At 52.4% G+C, this 18508-nt stretch carries 11 protein-coding genes; 7 read left to right on the forward strand and 4 right to left on the reverse strand.

What is annotated here, in order from left to right; all coding sequences use genetic code 11:
* Positions 1–474: 474 nt before the first annotated feature.
* The gene (locus B5F35_RS15180; RefSeq protein ID WP_087242436.1) at positions 475–1242 is read right to left on the reverse strand and encodes a hypothetical protein; all 768 of its coding nucleotides are present in this window, start codon (positions 1240–1242) and stop codon (positions 475–477) included.
* A gap of 106 nt (positions 1243–1348) precedes the next feature.
* Positions 1349–1876, reverse strand: a complete 528-nt coding sequence (locus B5F35_RS15185; RefSeq protein ID WP_087242437.1) for a hypothetical protein — start codon at positions 1874–1876, stop codon at positions 1349–1351.
* Between the two features lie 336 nt (positions 1877–2212).
* On the opposite strand from B5F35_RS15185, the gene cas3 reads away from it, so the two are divergent.
* Positions 2213–6451 carry a CRISPR-associated helicase Cas3' gene (gene cas3 / locus B5F35_RS15190; RefSeq protein ID WP_140401240.1) on the forward strand — a complete coding sequence of 1413 codons (4239 nt, stop codon included), beginning with the start codon at positions 2213–2215 and terminating at the stop codon, positions 6449–6451.
* A 146-nt stretch (positions 6452–6597) separates the two neighbouring features.
* Positions 6598–7908, forward strand: coding sequence for a hypothetical protein (locus B5F35_RS15195; RefSeq protein WP_087242439.1), 1311 nt, complete (start codon positions 6598–6600; stop codon positions 7906–7908).
* A gap of 66 nt (positions 7909–7974) precedes the next feature.
* Here B5F35_RS15195 and B5F35_RS15200 read toward each other — a convergent pair whose 3' ends face one another.
* Positions 7975–9834 carry a sensor histidine kinase gene (locus tag B5F35_RS15200; protein WP_087242440.1) on the reverse strand — a complete coding sequence of 620 codons (1860 nt, stop codon included), beginning with the start codon at positions 9832–9834 and terminating at the stop codon, positions 7975–7977.
* Positions 9831–11372 (reverse strand): helix-turn-helix domain-containing protein, encoded by a 1542-nt coding sequence (locus tag B5F35_RS15205; RefSeq protein WP_087242441.1) that lies wholly within the window; start codon positions 11370–11372, stop codon positions 9831–9833. The genes B5F35_RS15200 and B5F35_RS15205 overlap by 4 nt, the downstream gene beginning before the upstream one ends.
* A 315-nt stretch (positions 11373–11687) precedes the next feature.
* On the opposite strand from B5F35_RS15205, the gene B5F35_RS15210 reads away from it, so the two are divergent.
* From B5F35_RS15210 to B5F35_RS15230, 5 genes are all read left to right on the forward strand, one after another.
* Positions 11688–12200: a hypothetical protein gene (locus B5F35_RS15210; protein ID WP_087242442.1), complete on the forward strand. Its 513-nt coding sequence runs from the start codon at positions 11688–11690 to the stop codon at positions 12198–12200.
* Positions 12201–12467: 267 nt separating this feature from the next.
* A complete protein-coding gene (locus B5F35_RS15215; protein ID WP_087242443.1) occupies positions 12468–13388 on the forward strand; it encodes an ABC transporter permease in 921 nt (306 codons plus the stop codon).
* 32 nt (positions 13389–13420) lie between these two features.
* Positions 13421–14308: a carbohydrate ABC transporter permease gene (locus B5F35_RS15220; RefSeq protein ID WP_087242446.1), complete on the forward strand. Its 888-nt coding sequence runs from the start codon at positions 13421–13423 to the stop codon at positions 14306–14308.
* A gap of 67 nt (positions 14309–14375) precedes the next feature.
* Entirely contained in the window at positions 14376–15962 is a 1587-nt protein-coding gene (locus tag B5F35_RS15225; protein ID WP_087242444.1) for an extracellular solute-binding protein, read from the forward strand.
* A 63-nt stretch (positions 15963–16025) separates the two neighbouring features.
* On the forward strand, positions 16026–18508 hold a 2483-nt coding region (locus B5F35_RS15230; RefSeq protein ID WP_162611447.1), incomplete at its 3' end, for a right-handed parallel beta-helix repeat-containing protein.

The raw sequence follows: 18508 nt of genomic DNA on the forward strand, positions 1-18508 counted from the left end.
CGACAGGTTTTGGCCTGCCGCTTTTTGTGCTGCGATGGTTTTTCATGAGGCATTGAAAACCTGTTTGTCAAGGTACACGCCCTCGCTACTTATTTTCGTAGCAAGGTACTTTTCATAGTCTTCGCTTGTGCTCAATGTCTACTTAACCTCCCAATTTCAATTTATCGCTCGATCCTTTGTTATTTTCCAGCCTCCAGGCCAGGAGCCAAATGTGCGCTGCTGACGCTCCTGTCAAATCGCAGAAACAGTCTCCAAGGAACAGCGGCTGGTCAAATCAACTTTAATATCAATTATAGCATAAAATAGTTTTTTGCTCATCATGAAATCTTCTTGTTTTGAAAAATAGGATGATCTCAGACACCCACTTTCCTGCAGAGCTGCTCTCTGCCGATGGGATTTGTTGGCTTGTTGGTATAATAAAAAAAGGGCAGTCAATTTCTTGGCTGCCCTTGTGGGTAGTTATTTATGCATGGCTTAATAAGTGGAAATTTTATCACTAAAAGGCAATTTTAAACGCTCTGGTTGAATAGTAATTTTGTCGTTTAATAATATTGATGGAATTTCAGCCACATTATTCTGATAGTTTAAGCCATACTTTTTTGCAATCCTGATAAGAGCCAGCACAGGAAAGTCAATTATAACGGCATGCGTATATGGATTTTTTCTATATATTTTAATTCGGTTGATAATTTCACGGTTAAAGGTTGGTTCATCATTTTTTATAATGGCTAAATATAAATTTTTTAGATACTTTAATTCTACATACTGTGATCCAACTTGAGGGGACAAATCGATATCAATATCTGATAGCTTTCTTTCTGCCAATTCTAACTTTCCAGTTAACATACAGCTGAGAATAGAATCGTTATTCTGAAGGTAGCAATTATCAGTACAATCTATACTCACTAATTCATAAAGGGCGGTTTGAAAAGAATTTTTCCATTGGGAAAGATGCAATCCGCCCAGTTTTTGACAAAGCACACCTGCCATACCAGAATAGTATGTGTTTTCAATAACAAGGGGATCGTTTGGATTATTCAAATAGAAATTAATTGCACATTCGTGATATAAAAGGGAAAGGCAGCCAAAATAGTTGCAGTAATCTTTTGCTTCCTTTTTACTGTTTTCTAATTCCTGCATATAGCTGTCAAGATTAGGAGCCTTAGAAAAATCATATCCAATCCGCAGCAGCTCTTGCTTACATTTATCCCATTTTTTAGATTGATATGCTATCTGTTCCATTCGTTTTACTTATCCTCAAATCCAAATTTATGGTCTTTTTTAAGAAAGGTATAGCACAAGACTATGAACAAATCAATATATCTTACTGTTTAGAGAAACAAGTTTTTTACACGTCATTATAAATATAATTGATTCTAATGTTTGAAAAGATCTTTGAATGCAGTGTTGTATCTGTTGTTGTTACCGAAAGAACATAATCATTTTTATGGTACAATTCCATATTTGGTGCTTTAGTTTCCGGTACCTTTACTTCAATACTGGTACAGTTTATAAAGCATTTTACCAAGTCTAATAGTAATGACAAAATCCTGGAGTGAGTAAGGCTTCTGAGTTTACCGTCATACACAATATTTCCATAAGTGTAGTCGTAAGTATACTGTTTTAATTGATTGTCATCTACCAATATAATCTTTTCATCCAATACATATAGTGCAGTTTCAAACCCGTAGAACCGTATTGCTAAGTTATCTTTCTCTGGTTCTATGCTGATGTAATCAATGGTATTATGGGGGCCTTCATAATCTACCTGTATGTCAATGTGAAAGCTATCTCTCAATTTTCCAATAAGTTCTGTTTCTATTTCTTCAGAAGAAAACTCCATGCAAAATTCTTCATCTTGATATAGTATATCCATTTTTACCTCACAATAAAATAATGGACTCTGATTTGTTGCTCTATTTATTTTTTATTGTACCATGTCATGGGTTCAAATTCTACCAGATTTCCTTTTTAAATATAAAAATCAGAGTGCCAGAGAAATTACCATAATTTCTGTCTGCTTGACAGGAAGCTACACAAAGAATAGTCCTGATTATTGGACAGATATTGTGGTAAATTCATTTACAGCAGATTAAAAATGAGAATTTAATCTAAGCAGTAGGATGAACCAAATGATTCCGTACAAATTTTAGACAAACGATAATTGCTATGCTATAATTTAGAAAAATAAGTCAGAAATGGGGAATCAGCTGTGTTTTGGAGGGAGTGCGGTCAGAAAAAACTATTTGCCGGAAAAAGCGCCCCCAAGGGTGGAGACCAATGGCTTCCTCTGTGGATGCATCTGCGGGATACGGCTGAAATGATGTGCCTGCTGGTACAGCGATGGCTGCCCGCCTCCGTAAAAACAGAGTTGGGGCTGGATGAAGATAAGTTTTCCTCGCTCGCCATTTTTCTGGGAGGCGTGCATGACATTGGAAAAGCGAGTGCCGTCTTTCAAAGTAGAATCCTGCTCCAACTCCCTGAGGCACGCAGTCGCCTGGAAACAGTGTGCGAGCTTCCGTCCCGCTTCCTTCATCCGGAAAAGACGCCGCATGCCCGCGCAGGGGAAGCTATCCTGCTTTCGCTTGGCTGTCCCGCAGGTCTGGCTTCCGTGGTGGGAGCGCATCACGGAAAGCCGCAGGAAAATACGCTTGACGGTTATATAGCCGATCAGATCGAGGATTTTCCCGCGAACTATTGGGGGAAAGGCCCCTCCTCTCTCTGGCGCAGTGCTTGGGAAGAATTGTATGCAGATGCGCTGCAAAGGAGCGGCCTGACGGCGGAGAAACTGCCGGATCTGCCGCTGCCATCGCTGCTGATTTTGACGGGGCTGCTTATCATGGCGGACTGGATTGCGAGCAATTCGTTTTATTTTCCGCTTTTGTCCACTGCGGAGATGGGAGAAGAGTCCGTGTACCCTGAGCGTGCTCTTCGCGCCTGGGAACTTCTCCAGCTGACTTTCCCGTGGGAGGGACAAGTACGGGCCATGTGGGATGAAGATTTCCGGCTCCGCTTCGGCTTTTTGCCAAACGATGTACAGCGTGCCGTGCTTGACACAGCGTCACAGATGGATGCGCCCGGTCTCCTGATCCTGGAAGCGCAAATGGGTGTCGGAAAAACGGAGACTGCTCTTGCCGCCGCGGAAATTTTCTCCGCGAAATTTGGATCTGGCGGATTGATGTTCGGCCTTCCCACTCAGGCAACGGCAAACGGGATTTTTCCCCGACTGGAAGCGTGGTCGCGAGCGCAGTCGGAGGAAACGGTTCACTCCATTCGGCTTGCGCACGGGATGGCCGATTTGAACGAAGCATATAGCCAGCTGATGGAGGGAAGTGCTGCAACGCAGGATGAGGGGGATGGCGGACTGTTGGTTCACAGCTGGTTTCAAGGAAATAAGCAGGCGCTTCTGGCGAATTTTGTCGTTGGCACGGTGGATCAGATTCTGCTGTCCGCGCTCCGGCAGAAACATCTGATGCTGCGCCATCTCGGTCTCGCGGGAAAGGTTGTCGTGGTGGATGAGTGTCACGCCTATGACGCGTACATGAACCGGTATCTCGACAGGGCGCTTGCCTGGCTGGGAAGGTACCATGTGCCGGTGATTCTTCTTTCCGCCACGCTTCCGGCACGGCGGCGCAGTGAGCTTATAGAGGCATATCTCGGGTGTCCGCAGCCAGATGCGCCATGGAAGTCTTGTCGTTCGTATCCTCTGCTCACCTGGACAAGCGGCGGACGTGTGGAACAGCGCGGGATTCCCGACAGGAGCCGCACGCGCACGGTGCAGATCCGACGGGTTGCGGAACCGGATGTTCCCGAACTGCTCCGCATTCGTTTACAGGATGGCGGCTGTGCCGGTGTCATGGTCAACACTGTCAGAAAAGCGCAGAGCATGGCCTCTCTTTTGCGCGCCTATCTCCCGGAGATGGAAGTTGTGCTGTTTCATGCGCAGTTTGTGCAGCCCGATCGTGCATCCATTGAAAGCATGCTTCTGACGCGGATCGGCAAAAAATCCACAGCAGAGCAGAGGGACAGGCTGGTTGTTGTTGGTACACAGGTGATGGAGCAGTCATTGGATCTGGATTTCGATTTTTTAGTCACGGAACTTTGCCCGATGGATTTGCTGCTGCAGCGCATGGGCCGTCTGCACCGGCATCTGAGAACCGATCGTCCCGTCTCTCTGCAGAAGGCTGTCTGTGCGGTGTTGGACCCTTCCAACGACCGAATGGATGAGGGAAGCCTTGCCATTTATGGTGAATGGCTTCTGCGCCGTACGGTATTACTGCTGCCGGGAACAGTACAGCTGCCGGGAGAGATTCCCCGCCTTGTACAGGATGTCTATGGGTGGGAGACGGAGGGAAGCTATCCGGAACAGGAAAATGAGATCATGGTTTCCCGCGCGGTTCTGGAACAGATGGGGATCGATCACCCGGCTGCCGGTATGGAAATTCCCCTTGTTTACTATACGGACAGCGAAAAGAAAGGGGAACGGACAGAGGAAACCTTTTTGCTTTCCGGCTGGTTTACGAGCTATGCCTTTGTCCGCTCCGCCGATGCCGCGGATGTGATTCTGGTTTCCCGGGAGCTGTCGCAAAAATGCGGAAAGACGGTGGAGAGGGACGGCTCCGCGTCGCTGCTGTTTACGGACGGATCGCGTGTTTCGGAATACTGCGAGGCGCTGCAATCCGATCTGGACCTGTCCGGGGATCAGCTGGTTGCGGCGGTGCAGCTTTACGCCACGGACACGGGACAGGAGAGCGCCGCGCTGCTCTCCCTGGGTGCTGTCACAGTTTTCCTGATTTTTACCGGCTATCTGCTGATCTATAATATCCTGTATCTTTCCGTTTCCCGTGACGTGCGGTTTTATGGGCTGCTCAAAACGCTGGGGGCAACACCGGGACAGATGAAACGCATTGTGAAGGGACAGATATGGCGTCTCTGCCTGATTGGGATTCCCCTCGGCGTTATCCTTTCCCTGCTGCTTTCTTTTGGAGTGGTTCCCTTTTTTATTTCCGCGCTTGGGGCCGTTTCCGCAGGGGGAGCGGTTGTCTCGTTCTCGCCGATCATTTATGCGGGCGCAGTGTTTCTCCCTTTGCTTACGGCGATGTGGGGCGCGTCAAAGCCCGCCGGAAAGGCAGCCGGGATTTCTCCCATAGAAGCGCGGAATTACCGGGGGACGACAGGAAATGCGGCGAGCGCCCGATCGCCTGCGCATGGAAGCCCTTATCGGATGGCCTGGCGCAATATTTTCCGGGACAAAAAGCGTGCGGGAATTGTCCTGCTCAGCCTTTTCTTAGGAGTCACAACCTTTTTCACAGTCACCACCCTGGTTTTCAGTATGGATGTCTCCCGATATATGGATTCTGTTCTGGGGAGCGATTTTGTGATCCAAAACAAGGCATGGCCCGCCCAAAAGCTGGATGCTTCCCTGACGGAACGGCTCCGCTCCCTGCCCGGTGTGGAAGCGATCCACCTGACAACATGGGAAGAAATGAGTCTGGAATATTCCGACGGATTCAGGGAGTATGTCGTCAATCATCCCATGCAGGAGCAGATTTCCGGTCTGTCGGAACAGGAGCTTGCGGAAAATTTCAGCGGCTTTGTTCTGGGCGTCGATGGGGAAACTCTCACAGAAGCCTGTGACGCACTTGGCAAAGCGATTGATCGGGAAGCTTTTGAGCGGGGAGAAATCGCGTTGATTGCCACCGATCATCCTGAATGGTTTTCGGGTGTTCCACGTCTCACGCTGACTCCCTCCCATCGCGGGGAAAGCGGCGTTTCGGGCGATCAGACTGTGGAGATTTCTCTTGGGGGATTTGTTCCGTTTCAGTACAAAGGGATCGGTTCCGGCCTTGCGCCTACCGTAATCGTGTCCAATGCGGTGATGCGGGAATGGTTTGGGGATCCGGCGGCTGTGCAGCTCGATCTCGATGTTTCCGACGCTTACGAGCAAAACGCCCTGATCGCATGCAGGGAACTCACAGAGGCTGATCTTGAGCTTTCGCTGACGTCAAAAATGGAGGCGATGGAGGAGTTCAGACGTGCCAAAATGGCCGTACTGGTTCTTGGCGGAAGCATTTCGCTTGTGATTGCCCTGATTGGTATTCTCAATTTTGTCAATCTCATGTCGGTCGGCGTCGTGGCCCGAGGAAGAGAGCTGGCGACGCTTGCCTCCATCGGAATGACCCGCAGGCAAATCCGCGCTATGCTGATCGGGGAGGGGCTTTGCTATGCGGTGATCACGCTGGCGCTCACCGGTTCCTTTGGCAGCCTGATCGCATACGGCGTTTTCAAATTGTTCCGGCAGCAAGCCGGCTTTGCGGTTTTCACTTATCCGTTTGTTCCCGCCGTACTCCTGACTCTTGTGATCCTGGCCGTCTGCGTTGTCACGCCGGACAGGATGTATGCTTCGCTTCAAAAGGAAACGCTCGCGGACCGTCTGCGGGAAGAGGAATGATATCACACCTGCCGCAGAGTGCATGGCAGGATGAAAATGGTTCCTATGGAATTTTCATGATTCCTAATTTTTTAGAAAAAACAGACGATATAGAAAATAGATGGACAAGAAATTATGATGCAGGAAAATGTTGTGGAGGAGTAAACATGTATATTGGTCAGATGGGTCAAAACCCGTGGTGGAACAATACCTGGCTCAGCAATGTCAGTGGGAAGCGGAATTCTGCGGCTCTGTCCTCCGTTCTCTCGCAGGCGCGGACGCGATCAGGCTCCGCGAACCAGGATCGGGTGGAAATCAGCAATTCCGCTCTGCGTTTCCCTAACCGTTTGCAGGTTTTGGAAGTGCCGGAAGCCACACAGATTGACGCCAAGCTTGATCTGTCGGCGGATCTGCGCCCTGCTTCGGAGAAGGAGCAGTACACCGAAGAGGATGCGCTGATGAATCAGTATATGAAGCAGTACCGTCTGAATTTTATCAAGGATGGCGACTCCTTTGTTCTGGACACCTCCAAGCCGGTGAAGCTGATGATCGAAGGGCAGGTCAGCCAGGAAAGCTTGGATGCATTCCGCGCTGAACTGGAAAAGAACGGGCTGGGGGACGAAATTGACTGGCGCGGTGTGCAGGAGGATTGGATCCACATGGACATCCGCTTTGACAACGCCGAAAGCTTTGAGCAGAAGGCGGACTATCTCGCTTCCCGCTATGCCGTCCTGAAAGATCGCATCCAGTCGCAGTACAGCGGCGAGAAGCTGGATCAGGAAATGCAGACGCTGGAAACGATGTATGCGAAGGCCAAGGAGGAAATGGCCGATTCTTATGCCGATAACATCGGCGGGTTCTATGAAGGCCTGGGGCAATCCGGCGCCGCTGAAGATATGCGGGAAAGCGTTCTGGCCGCAATCGACGGCAAAGCGGAGGCCTATTCCGCCTATCTGAAGGAAAATGATATTTACGCGGAGATCACCGACCCCAGTAAGCAGTGGCTCAAGCAGGATGATGGATATATGGCGGCCAGGCTGCGGGAAAGCGCCGCCGCGGCTTCGGCGGGTGATGTGTCCGCGTCGCGGGAAGTCCGCGATCAGGCTCCCTACAGCGCCGGGGATCTGGCTTTTGCCGCCTCTATGGCCCAGGAGCTTTCCGGGCAAATCAAAAAGCCGGAGTGGGACACCTATGAAATCAAGGAGAGCGACGCGGATCTGGGAAAGTACCTGGCCCAGCAGTACAAGTCTCTCACAGATGAGATCGAGGATGCGGGTGTTGGCAGCCGGATGTCTGATTTGCTGAAGGATTCCTTTGAGCCGTTTATTGGCAAATTCCTGGATGCGCTGGATCAAAAAATTGCTCAAAACCGGGAACGGGTGGCAAAGAAGCCCTGGCAGGCCGGTTTGATCCGCACAGAGTATATCAACCGTGGGGAAGTATACCGGGCGTTTGCCTTGGCGAAAACGAATGCATGAAAACAAATGAGCATACCAAAAATCCCTCTGATGTGCGGCATCAGGGGGATTTTTGGTATGCTGCTCTCAACCAGAGGGGGACGGTGGGGAATCTTTGGAAGGGGTGAGAGTTTTTTGCTCAGTTTCAGATTGCGTATCTGGCAGCCTGATGGTCACTCCGATGCCGCCAAGCTCGCTGCGGGAGAACGAAAGGCCGTATCCGCTTCCAAAGACCAGTAAAATCCGTTGGTGGACGTTCTGCACGCCGATGTGCCTGCCGATCAGCGGAGAAATTTCCTTGAGGCTTTCGTTCATCTGTACGATCCAGGCGTCATCCTTGCTTTTGCCGTTATCTTCCACGCAAAATACGATGGCGTTCTCTGCCTTTGAGAGGGAAATGCGGACCCTTCCTTTCTCCCCGGAGTTGTCCAGATCGTACTTGATCGCGTTTTCCAGAATGGGCTGGAGCGTCAGCTTAACGGTGAAGAAGTCCAGGAGCGTTTCGTCGATCCGCCATTCCACCTCGAATTCGCCGCCGTGGCGCAGAAGCTCCAGGTCAAGATACGAGCGGCAATAGTCGAGCTCCTGACGGATGGGGATTGTGTTGGAATCCACCTGCATCATCTGGGAAAACATCGAGGAAAGCATACCGATGGCCTTGGACACCTGATTGTCGGAGCGTGTCAGAGAAATGGCCATAAAATTGATGGTCTGCAGGGTGTTATACAAAAAATGCGGATTGATCTGGGCTTGCAGCAAAGCGGTCTGCGTCTCCTTAAGACGTGTGATGTACTGGATCAGCTCCTGCTGTGCCTGTTCCGTTTTGGTGATGGTTTGCAGGAAGGAAGCGGTGATGTAGCGGAGCTCATTGTAGCCTCCGCGGGCGTTCGTCTCCGAATTTTGATCGTAAAATGCCTTGGGGTCATCCATCATCTTGATGATCTTCTGAATCGGCAGAAAAACCTTGCGGGAAACAAAATAGGAAACGCCGATGGCGAGAAGGAAAAGGAGAAAGAGCACCAGCCAAATGATGCGCTGCAAAAAGGAAACGCTCCGGTCGTACTCCTCCAGCGAGTTGACCGCAATGTATCTCCAGCCGTTCTGTGTGGAGGAGGAGCAAGTGAGCCACAGCGTTTGACTGTCGTCTCCGGTCAGCATCTGCGCGTTTTCCGTTTGGGAGAGCGGATAGCCGGTTGCTTTCTCGAACGCACTCCCAAGCTGCTTGGGATCGAAGCTGTACAGCACCAGGCCAGTGCGGTCCACAATGAAGAATTCCTCCAAGGGGGCGGATCCTCTCTGCTTGACAAGCTGGGCAAGCCAGTCGCTGCTCATGTTCACCACGACATAGCCGTCGGTTCCCCGCGTCAGGGAGTAGGGGACAACGCTTGCGGTGGAGATGTAGCTCACCGCTTGGCCCTCCCGCGTCATGGCGGTCCGTCCCCAGGTCCATTGGGACAGGCTTTTGGCCTGTTCCTCACAGAAGGGAAGCCAGTCCTGATCGTAAAAGGAGGCTAGCGTGGAGGATTGCGTGTTGGAGAGAAGATAATCGTTGTTTGTGGAATAGATGTAGATGGAGTCAATATACTCCCCACACGAAATGGTCAGGCTGCGGATGATATTCTGAATGTTCTGTACGATATCGTAGCTGGGAAAATCCCATTTTTTGGTCAGGACAAAGCTGGAAACCGAGGGATCCGAAGCGGTGTTGATGCACGCTCCGGATACATTTGTCTGCACGGTATCCACCACCTCCTGTACGCTGGCCACCGAATCATGGGCCGCGCTGGCCAGCTCGCTGAACCATGCGTTTTGCAGGTACAGGGAAATGCCGAGACAGGTTAAGGATAAAGGCAGATAGAGAACCAGCAGGATCGTCAGAAAGTTTTTCAGAAACAGGCTGCTGAACCGGTAGTTGTGAAAGTAGTATCGGAAATTGTATTTTTTCATGGTTCCTTTTCGTCCGTGTGTTTGTGCTGCTGCAAAATCTTCTCGCGGTATTCTGTCGGCGTACAGTCAAACACGCGCTTGAATAGCTTGTAAAAATGCTGCAGGCTCTTGTAACCCAGGGTTTCGTTGACCTCATAGACACGGCAGGTCGGATCGCGCAGAAGCTCCGCTGCCTTTTCCATCTTCACGCGGATCGTAAATTCGCTGAAATTCTCTCCCGTTTCCTCCTTGAACAGCCGGGAAAGATAGTTTGGACTGATGAAAACCTGGTCGGCCACCTGCTGCAGGGAGATGTTCTCCGTGATATGCCCCTTGATGATCGCCTGCACCAGCTCCACCAGCGAGGAATGTGCCCTTCTTTCCTGCTTCATGCAGGCGCAGAAGCGCTTGAGCTCCGCCTGATACCATTCTTCAAAAAAGGCAGCGGATTCCTTGGGGGCAGAAGAGGCAAACAGGGTGGGAAAATCCGGCAGCTGTTTGCTCACCAGACGTCCCATATGCTCCAGCAGGCGCTCCGCCTGGCGGCGCTTTTCCGGCTCCGGTTCCCCGGCGGTAAGGCGGCAAAAAATTTCCGTCAGGCTCACAGCCGTTTCCTCCAGCTCGGGGGCCGTGTTGAGGATAATCAGATGCTGGCGCGCCATCGAGAGAAGAATCTCCTCCTTGTCCAGTTCCTGGCGTTCGGCAGGCTGTTCCCGGACGCACGCAAAATCCGTCAGGGGACGGGCGGGTCTGGCAAGGCTCATCTGTGCCCCGGCGTTGCACACATCCCGGAACGCATGGACGGCGTCCGTGCGGAAAGCGTCAAGTCCCGCTCCGTTTCCGGAGGGATCGGTGAAAAGCAGGACCTCATGTTCCTGTTCATCTCCCGGAAACAGGATGGGGGCAAGAGGCAGCTCGTGCTGTGTCTGCAGCATGACGAGAATATTTGCGACCACCTCCTGCGGGATGGGCTCATCCCGTGCCGCGTCTGTAAAGCGGAGCTGATACGGATGAACCAGAAGGCGGGAGAGTGTTTCCGTCAGGCCGAAGCGCTTCAGATAGGCGAGCGCGTCCCGTTCCTGCTTGAACAGCCCAAGCCGCGCAAGTTCGAAAAATTTCTCTGTCGCGGCGGTGCGGTACAGGCTCAGCTCGTTGCGGTAAGACTGCTGCTTCTGTTTTTCCGCCTGTTCCCGGTCCAGATCGGCACGGATGCGTTCAAAGACAGAGGTGACGCAGGCCAGATCGATCGGTTTGAGCAGGTAATCGCTTACATTGTAAGCAATGGCCCTTCTGGCGTATTCAAATTCCCGGTATCCGCTGATGATCACAACGCGGACCGGCAGCTGATCTTCAAAAACGTGCTGTGCCAGATCAAGGCCGGAAAGCTTCGGCATCTGCACGTCGCTGAGCACAACGTCAGCGCCGTCAAGGGCGCGCAGGGCTTCCTCACCGTCCCGCGCAAGCAGAACAACCTCAAATCCCAGGGCTTCCCAATCCACAAGAGAGGCAAGGCTTTGCCGGATCATATATTCATCATCCGCGATGATCAGGCGATACATGGTATCCTCCTCCTCAAGGCTCAATTTTTTTCATTATATGAAATTTTGGAGGGTATCACAAGGGAAATATCATAAAAAAGGAAAAAGAAAACGGTGCGTTTCGAGGAAAGTATTACAAAATTATCCCAAAATCGCAGTATTGTAGAATAACACAGTCTGGTGCAGTGCTTTTGGTGGAGAAAGATAAAAAATCTGTTCCTGGAAGGTGAAATTGCACTATTGTGCAAATACATATTTCTCCCTATAATGAAGAGGAAAACTCCCACCAAAGTGGTGGGAAAATGAGTGAAAGTAAACTTGAGGAGGAAGCACGCTATGACGTCAAAGGAACGGGTGCGCGCCGTGATGCAGCGCCTCAAGCCCGATCGCATTCCTGCCGCGTTTGAGGCCGTCGGCACGGTGACAAGCCGCCTGCTGCGGGAATACGGCATGACAGACTACGATCAGCTGCTTGAGAAATATGAAATTGATATCGTCTGCGCCGGGCCGCGCTATATCGGTCCGGAGCTGGTGTCCCGCACCGACGAGCAGAACAGGCAGGTCAAAGGCTCCTTCTGGGGATATGAGCAGACAATTCATGTCACGGCTCTCGATTCCTATCCGGTTACAAGCTATTATCCGCTTTCCGGCGTGGAGACGGTGGAGGAGGTGGATCGGTACGCCTGGCCGGATCCGGACTGGTTTGACTACTCTGCCATCCGCGAGACGATCGAACGCCATCCCGACAAAGCGATCGTGATATCCTCATGGCAAGCCAGGGATTTGAAGGAGATGTGCCGACAGCCAATGTCGAAGCGGTCTACACAGCGAACCGATACCTTTGAATGAAGAAGCCCGCGCGGCTGGATGTTTCCGGTCCGCGCGGGCTTCTTTCTCCCTTGGGGGAAATGGCGTGATTTTACAGTGCGCTCCTGATTTTGTAAAATAGAACAGTCCTTTGCTCAAAAGCCTTTCCAAGCAGGATAAAATCAGCATAGTAAGAGTGTAAGATAGCGAATTGTACAAATAGGAATCCTTTTATAAAATAAAAGTGTCAAAAACAGACGGGTAAATCCAAAGGCTTTGGAATTGATTGAGTGAAGGAGGAGTTGAGTGATGCATCCCAAAGCGGCAAAGCTCTCGCGCAGTTACTGGAAGAAAAATTTCTGGCTGTATCTGTTCCTGATTCCCGGAATGCTTTACTTTCTGATTTTCTGTTATGCGCCGATGTACGGCGTGACCATTGCGTTTCAGGAGTACAGCCCGGTTCTCGGCTTCTTTGACAGCCCGTGGGTTGGCTGGAAGAATTTCGAGTATCTGTTTACCTCGGAAAGCTTTTTCAATGTGTTCAGCAATTCTCTGATCATCAGTCTCCTGCGGCTTGTGTGGGGCTTCCCGGCTCCGATCCTGCTCGTGGTGCTGATCAATGAGATTCGCCTTCAGCGCTTTAAAAAAGCCTCGCAGACAATTTTGTATCTGCCGCACTTCATCTTGTGGGTGGTCCTTTCCGGTATGATTATCAATCTGCTGTCCCCCTCGAGCGGCGCCATCAATTTCCTCATTGAACTGTTCGGCGGCGAAAAGCACGCGTTCCTGCAGGATCCGGCCTGTTTCCGGACCATCCTCGTGGCCAGCGATATCTGGAAGGAAGCGGGATGGGGCACCATCGTGTATCTTGCCGCGATTTCCGGCATCGACTCCGAGATGTATGAGGCGGCCCGCATCGACGGGGCGGGAATGCTTCAGAAAATCGTATTCATCACCATTCCGAATCTTGTACCGACCATCGTTGTCCTGTTTATTCTGCGTCTTGGTTCCATCCTGCGCAATGGCTTCGAGCAGATCTTTATGCTTTACAGCCCGGTGGTTTACGATGTGGCGGATGTGTTTGAGACGTATACCTATCGCATGGCCATGGTGGAAGGACGCTTCAGCTTTGCGACGGCCATCGGCCTGTTCCAGTCCGTTGTCGGGCTGATCCTGGTGTTCTCCACCAACAAAATATCGCAGAAGATTGGAGGGAACGGTCTGGGGTAAAAGCGAAAACGATGCCGAAGGCGCGCGCAGCCATGCAATCGCGCCGCCGGGACGAGGATTTCATTCCCCGCCTGCTGATTACCCTCTTTGTCATCTTGGTGGATGTCATCATGCTGTATCCCATCATCAACGTGATTTCCATTTCCCTTTCCAGCTATACAGGTTATCTGGAAAACCCGATTATGCTTTTCCCCACGGATTTTTCCCTTTCGGCCTATAATCAGGTGTTTCAGTACAGCCTGATGCTGACCGGATACGGCGTGACGCTGTTTGTCACGATCTTCGGGACCGTGCTTGGCGTTCTGCTCACCATTCTCACCGCGTATCCGCTCTCAAGAAAGCAGTTCCGGGGCAAGGGCATCTTTATGGGCCTGATCCTCTTCACCATGTTTTTCTCCGGCGTCATGATCCCGAGCTTCCTGCTGGTGAAGTCCATCGGCCTGCTGGATACCATCTGGTCGCTGATTTTGCCTGGCTGTCTCTCGGCCTATAACGTGATTCTTGTGCGAAACTTCTTTTCCAGTCTGCCGGACAGCCTGATTGAGGCGGCGGAGATCGACGGCGCAAACGAGCCCTTTATTTTGTTCCGCATCGTGGTCCCGCTCTCCAAGCCGATTATTTCCACGATTCTGCTGTTTGTGGCGGTCGGCTACTGGAACAGCTATTTCAACGCGATTCTGTACATCCGCTCCCGCGAGCTGTGGCCGTTACAGCTTGTCCTGCGTGAAATTATCATGTCGGCCACTGCGATGAATCAGTCCACAGACGGCAACCTCGCGGAGATGGGGAACGCCGCGGTGCAGCCCATCATGCTGCAATACGCATCCATTGTGGTGGCCATGGTTCCCATCCTCTGTATCTATCCCTGTCTGCAAAAATATTTTGAAAAGGGAATTATGATGGGAGCCGTCAAGGGATAAACCATCCCGGCTGAAACAGAAAATCTGCGATCACACGATCGCATCCATGTTGTGAGGAGGTACCATTATGATGAAGAAAACAACATCCCTGTTGGTTCTGGCAGCTCTGCTGGTTTCGACCGTGACCGGCTGCGGCGGAGGCGGCGCAGCTTCATCCGCTGCGGGAAACGCGCAGGACGGGACTCAGAGCACCAGCGCCGGGAGCGCGGCAGCGGATGACAAATCGGAAAACGTCAACATTCATATTTTCGGAAGCTTCTGGCCCGCGGAACAGAATGAGCTGACGCTTTATCTGCTGGAACAGATGGAGAAGGAGAACAACGTCACTATTGAACTGGAGGTTCCGCCGCAGTCCAGTTATACGGAAAGCCTGCAAATGATGCTGGCCGGCGGCGATTATCCGGATGTCGTCAACTTCTCGGATCACACGGATAAAATGTTTACCCAGGGCGTCGATACCGGCCTGTTTGTTCCGATTACGGAGGAGATCCAGAACGCCCCGAACCTGCTGGCTCATACCTATGATGTGACATGGGAAGCCGTCAAAACAAAGCAGGATGAGGACATCTATATGATCCCCCGCACGACGGTTGTGCGCAATGATGGCTATGTCCTGCGTCAGGACTGGCTGGATAATCTTGGCATTACTCTGCCGAAGGATCTCGTGGTGACACAGGAGGAATTCTTTGACATCATGAAGCAGTTTACGGAGAACGATCCGGATGGCAACGGCAAAAACGATACCTACGGCCTCGTTCCCTCTCCGTCCTCCGACGGGTATTTGTATCCCATCTCCGTGGGTGCGTTTGACTGCTATGGGTGGCAGGAGAGCGACGGCGAATATGCCTATATGGATCCCAGCTATGAGATTGGAAACGAGAACTATAAGGCCGCGCTGCAATACTCCGCGGATCTGTGGACCTCGGGTTATATTCTTCCCGACTGGCCGATTCTGAAATCCGGAGACGACGGACAGCGCCTGTATTCCGGAGAGGTTGGCTGCAATGTGGTGTTCGGCGGCCATGTGGCCCTGCGTGAAACGGAGGCCAAAAAGCTGAATCCCGATGCTGAGATGACGTATCTGGCCGGTATCTCCAATTCCGAAGGCGAGCTTCTCGGTTCCTCGAACGGCGCGGGAATCTGGGGCGGCTGGGCTGTCACCAACGTCTGCGAGAACAAGCAGCGTGCGGTGGATCTGTTTGACTGGCTGCTTTCCGATGAAGGCTGGCGGATCATCAACTACGGCGAGGAGGGCCTGACCTACACGATGGAGGGCGATACTCCCGTGGTCATTGCGGATGCGTACAAGGAGCTCAAGAACAATTCCTGGGGCCAGATCTTCGTCAGAAGATGCGACGACCCGACCTTCTTCCTCGATTTGTCGCTGCCGCAGGAAGAGCTGGATGCTACAAGCGAATGGATCCAGACCTCTATGGATACCGTGATTTTCTCCAAGGACATGGGCTTCCGTCCTGCCATCGCGGATGACGCGGCCTTTATCGAAGCGGAAAACAAGCGCAAAGAGGTTATGACCAAGATCATCATGGGCGAACTGCCGGTGGATGAGTACGACAACGCTCTGACCGACTGGTATGCCAAGGGCGGCCAGACCTATGTGGAGCAGATGAACGAATATATTGCATCCAAGGAGTAAAGGATTTGACAACACAGCAGGCGGTCCCCGCCTGCTGTGTTGTCCGGTATGGAGGAAATTGTGATGAAAAAAGCAGCAGGAAAGCTTCGGGAATATCAGTATGCGGATTTTTATGTGGCGGAAAACGGGTGCGACAGCTGGTCTGGTACGCTGCCGGAACCAAACCAGGAGGGAACGGACGGTCCCTTTGCCACGGTGGAACGGGCACGTGACGCGGTGCGGGCTGTCAAGAACGGACTTTACCGCGATCTCTTTGTCCTGATCCGGGGCGGCGAGTACCGCCTGAACAAAACAGTGGTATTCCGCGGATGTGACGGCCATCATGAGTCCTATCGTATCGTCTATGCCGCCTACCCCGGTGAAACGCCCGTGTTTTCCTCCGATATCCCCGTAACGGGCTGGACGGTCGCGCGGGAGGTTCCCGGTTTGCCGAAGTCGTCGCGCGGGAAGGTGTATGAAGCGCCGCTGCCGAAGCTGCCCACCGGCAAGGAGCGGATCTATACGCTCTACGCAAACGGGAAGCGTCTGACACGCGCGCACTCGAAAGGGTTTGAACCGCGCTATCCCATCCCGGCAAACGCCGATCTGCCCGATATCAGCGGCCTGCTGTGTTCCGATCGGCGCACGCTGTTCTGTCCGCCGGGCTTTCTGCGCAGCTGGGAGAATCCGGAAGATATCGAAGCATTTGTCGAACCCGGCGTCGGCTATGTGACAAATTATCTGCCGCTGCGCCGTGTCGATGCGGATGCCGGTACAGCCGAGACGTCCATTCCCTCCACCTATCCGGTGGGCCGTGTCGACAAGCATCTGTTTGCGATGGGGAGCGGCTCCTGCCGTCTGGAAAACGCCGTTGATTTTCTCACGGAGCCTGGTTCCTGGGCGGTTGACACGCTGCGCGGCAGGATCTATTATTACTCTATGGACGGAATACCGGAACATGTCACAGTGCCGGCTCTTACGGAGTATTTCCGCGTTGACGGCCAGGAGCGCGGTGAACTCGTCAAGGGGATTGTCTTTGAGGGCCTGACCTTCACCCGCGCCGACCGCGACGCGGTTACGCAGGACGATATCGGTCTTCAGCACGATTGGGATCTGTGGGATAAGGGGAACGCGATGGTGCGTTTCCGCGGCGCGGAGGACTGCGCGCTGCGCGGCTGCCGCCTTTGTGAGAGCGGATCCGGCGGTGTGCGGCTGGATTTGCACTGCCAGTCCAACCGGGTGGAAAACAATCTGATCGACCATGTCGGCGGGACGGGCGTGCTGCTGTGCGGCTTCGGTCCGGGGCGTGTGAACGAAAACCGCTGTAACCGGATTCTCAACAACCACATCCACCACTGCGGTGAGCTGTACTATCACGCAAGCGGCATCATGGTCTGGCAGAGCAGCGAAAATCTTATCAAACATAATCGGCTGCATCATCTGCCGTATGACTCGATCGTGCTGAGCGGCGTGCGTCCCTACTGCTTCAATGCCAAGGAACCGAACCGCGAGATGGAGGGAACCATCCGGCGCAGTGAGATTCCGCCGGAGTCGCAGCTTTGCGCGATCCAAATCACGGAGGAGCTTCACGCCCAGTGGCGGAAGATAGCGCCCTTCTATCAGACGAGAAACAACATCGTGGAGGAGAATGAAATGTTCCTCACGATGCAGCGCATGTTTGACGGCAACGCCATTTATCTCTCCGACGTTGGGGGCGGCAACCTGATCCGCCGCAATTTTATCCATCATCTCAACGGGATCGGGATGCAGCAGGGCATCCGCACCGACGCTTTCCTCAAAGATACGATGATCACAGAGAACATTGTTTACAATGTCACAGGCGGCGGAATCAATACAAAATATTACGAGAACCATGTGGTGAATAACATTGTGGCCGATGTGCGCGATATTGTATACGAAAATTCACAGGGAGAGGAAAAGCGGATGTTCATCGGCTATATCAGCCTGCTCGATGTCTATGAGCGGGAGAAAATGCCGCCAAACGCCTGCCTGCGCGTGGAGCGCAACCTCTTTTATAAAACGGCGGCCCATCAGCCCTTCTACCGGGAATCGGTCGTGGATGGGAAGCTGACGCAGGTTCATCTGGAGGAAGCGGAAATTGACCGCAATCTCTATTTTGATGAGGCGGCTCCGGATGGCGGCGCGTCGCGCCTTGCCTACCAGCAGAGCCGGGGCGCGGATGCGCATAGTCTGGCGCGGGATCCGCTGTTTGTGGACATGCGGCGGGGAGATTTCCGTCTTCGGGAGGGTTCGCCCGCCCTGCTTGTGGGGTTTGAACCCTTTCCGATGGATGGGTTCGGGTTGACTTCCGAGTTCCCGGCCATGTATGATGCCATTGTGCGCGAAGAGCTGGGCGAGGACTACGATGATTTTGAAAAGCTGGAGCGCTTGTGCGCTCCCGCCGAGAGCAGCGGGCTCCGGCAGGAAATTCTGGACAATGTGGAGCTGTTGACAAAGTGGCCTCTGAAAATCAGCAATGGGAATTTGAGCAGAAAAAAAGACGCTCACTGGCGTCATTTCGTGTTCCATATCAACCGCTTCAGGTT

The organism is Anaeromassilibacillus sp. An200 (assembly GCF_002160025.1).
In the GTDB taxonomy this organism is placed as follows: Bacteria; Bacillota; Clostridia; order Oscillospirales; family Acutalibacteraceae; genus Caccousia; species Caccousia stercoris.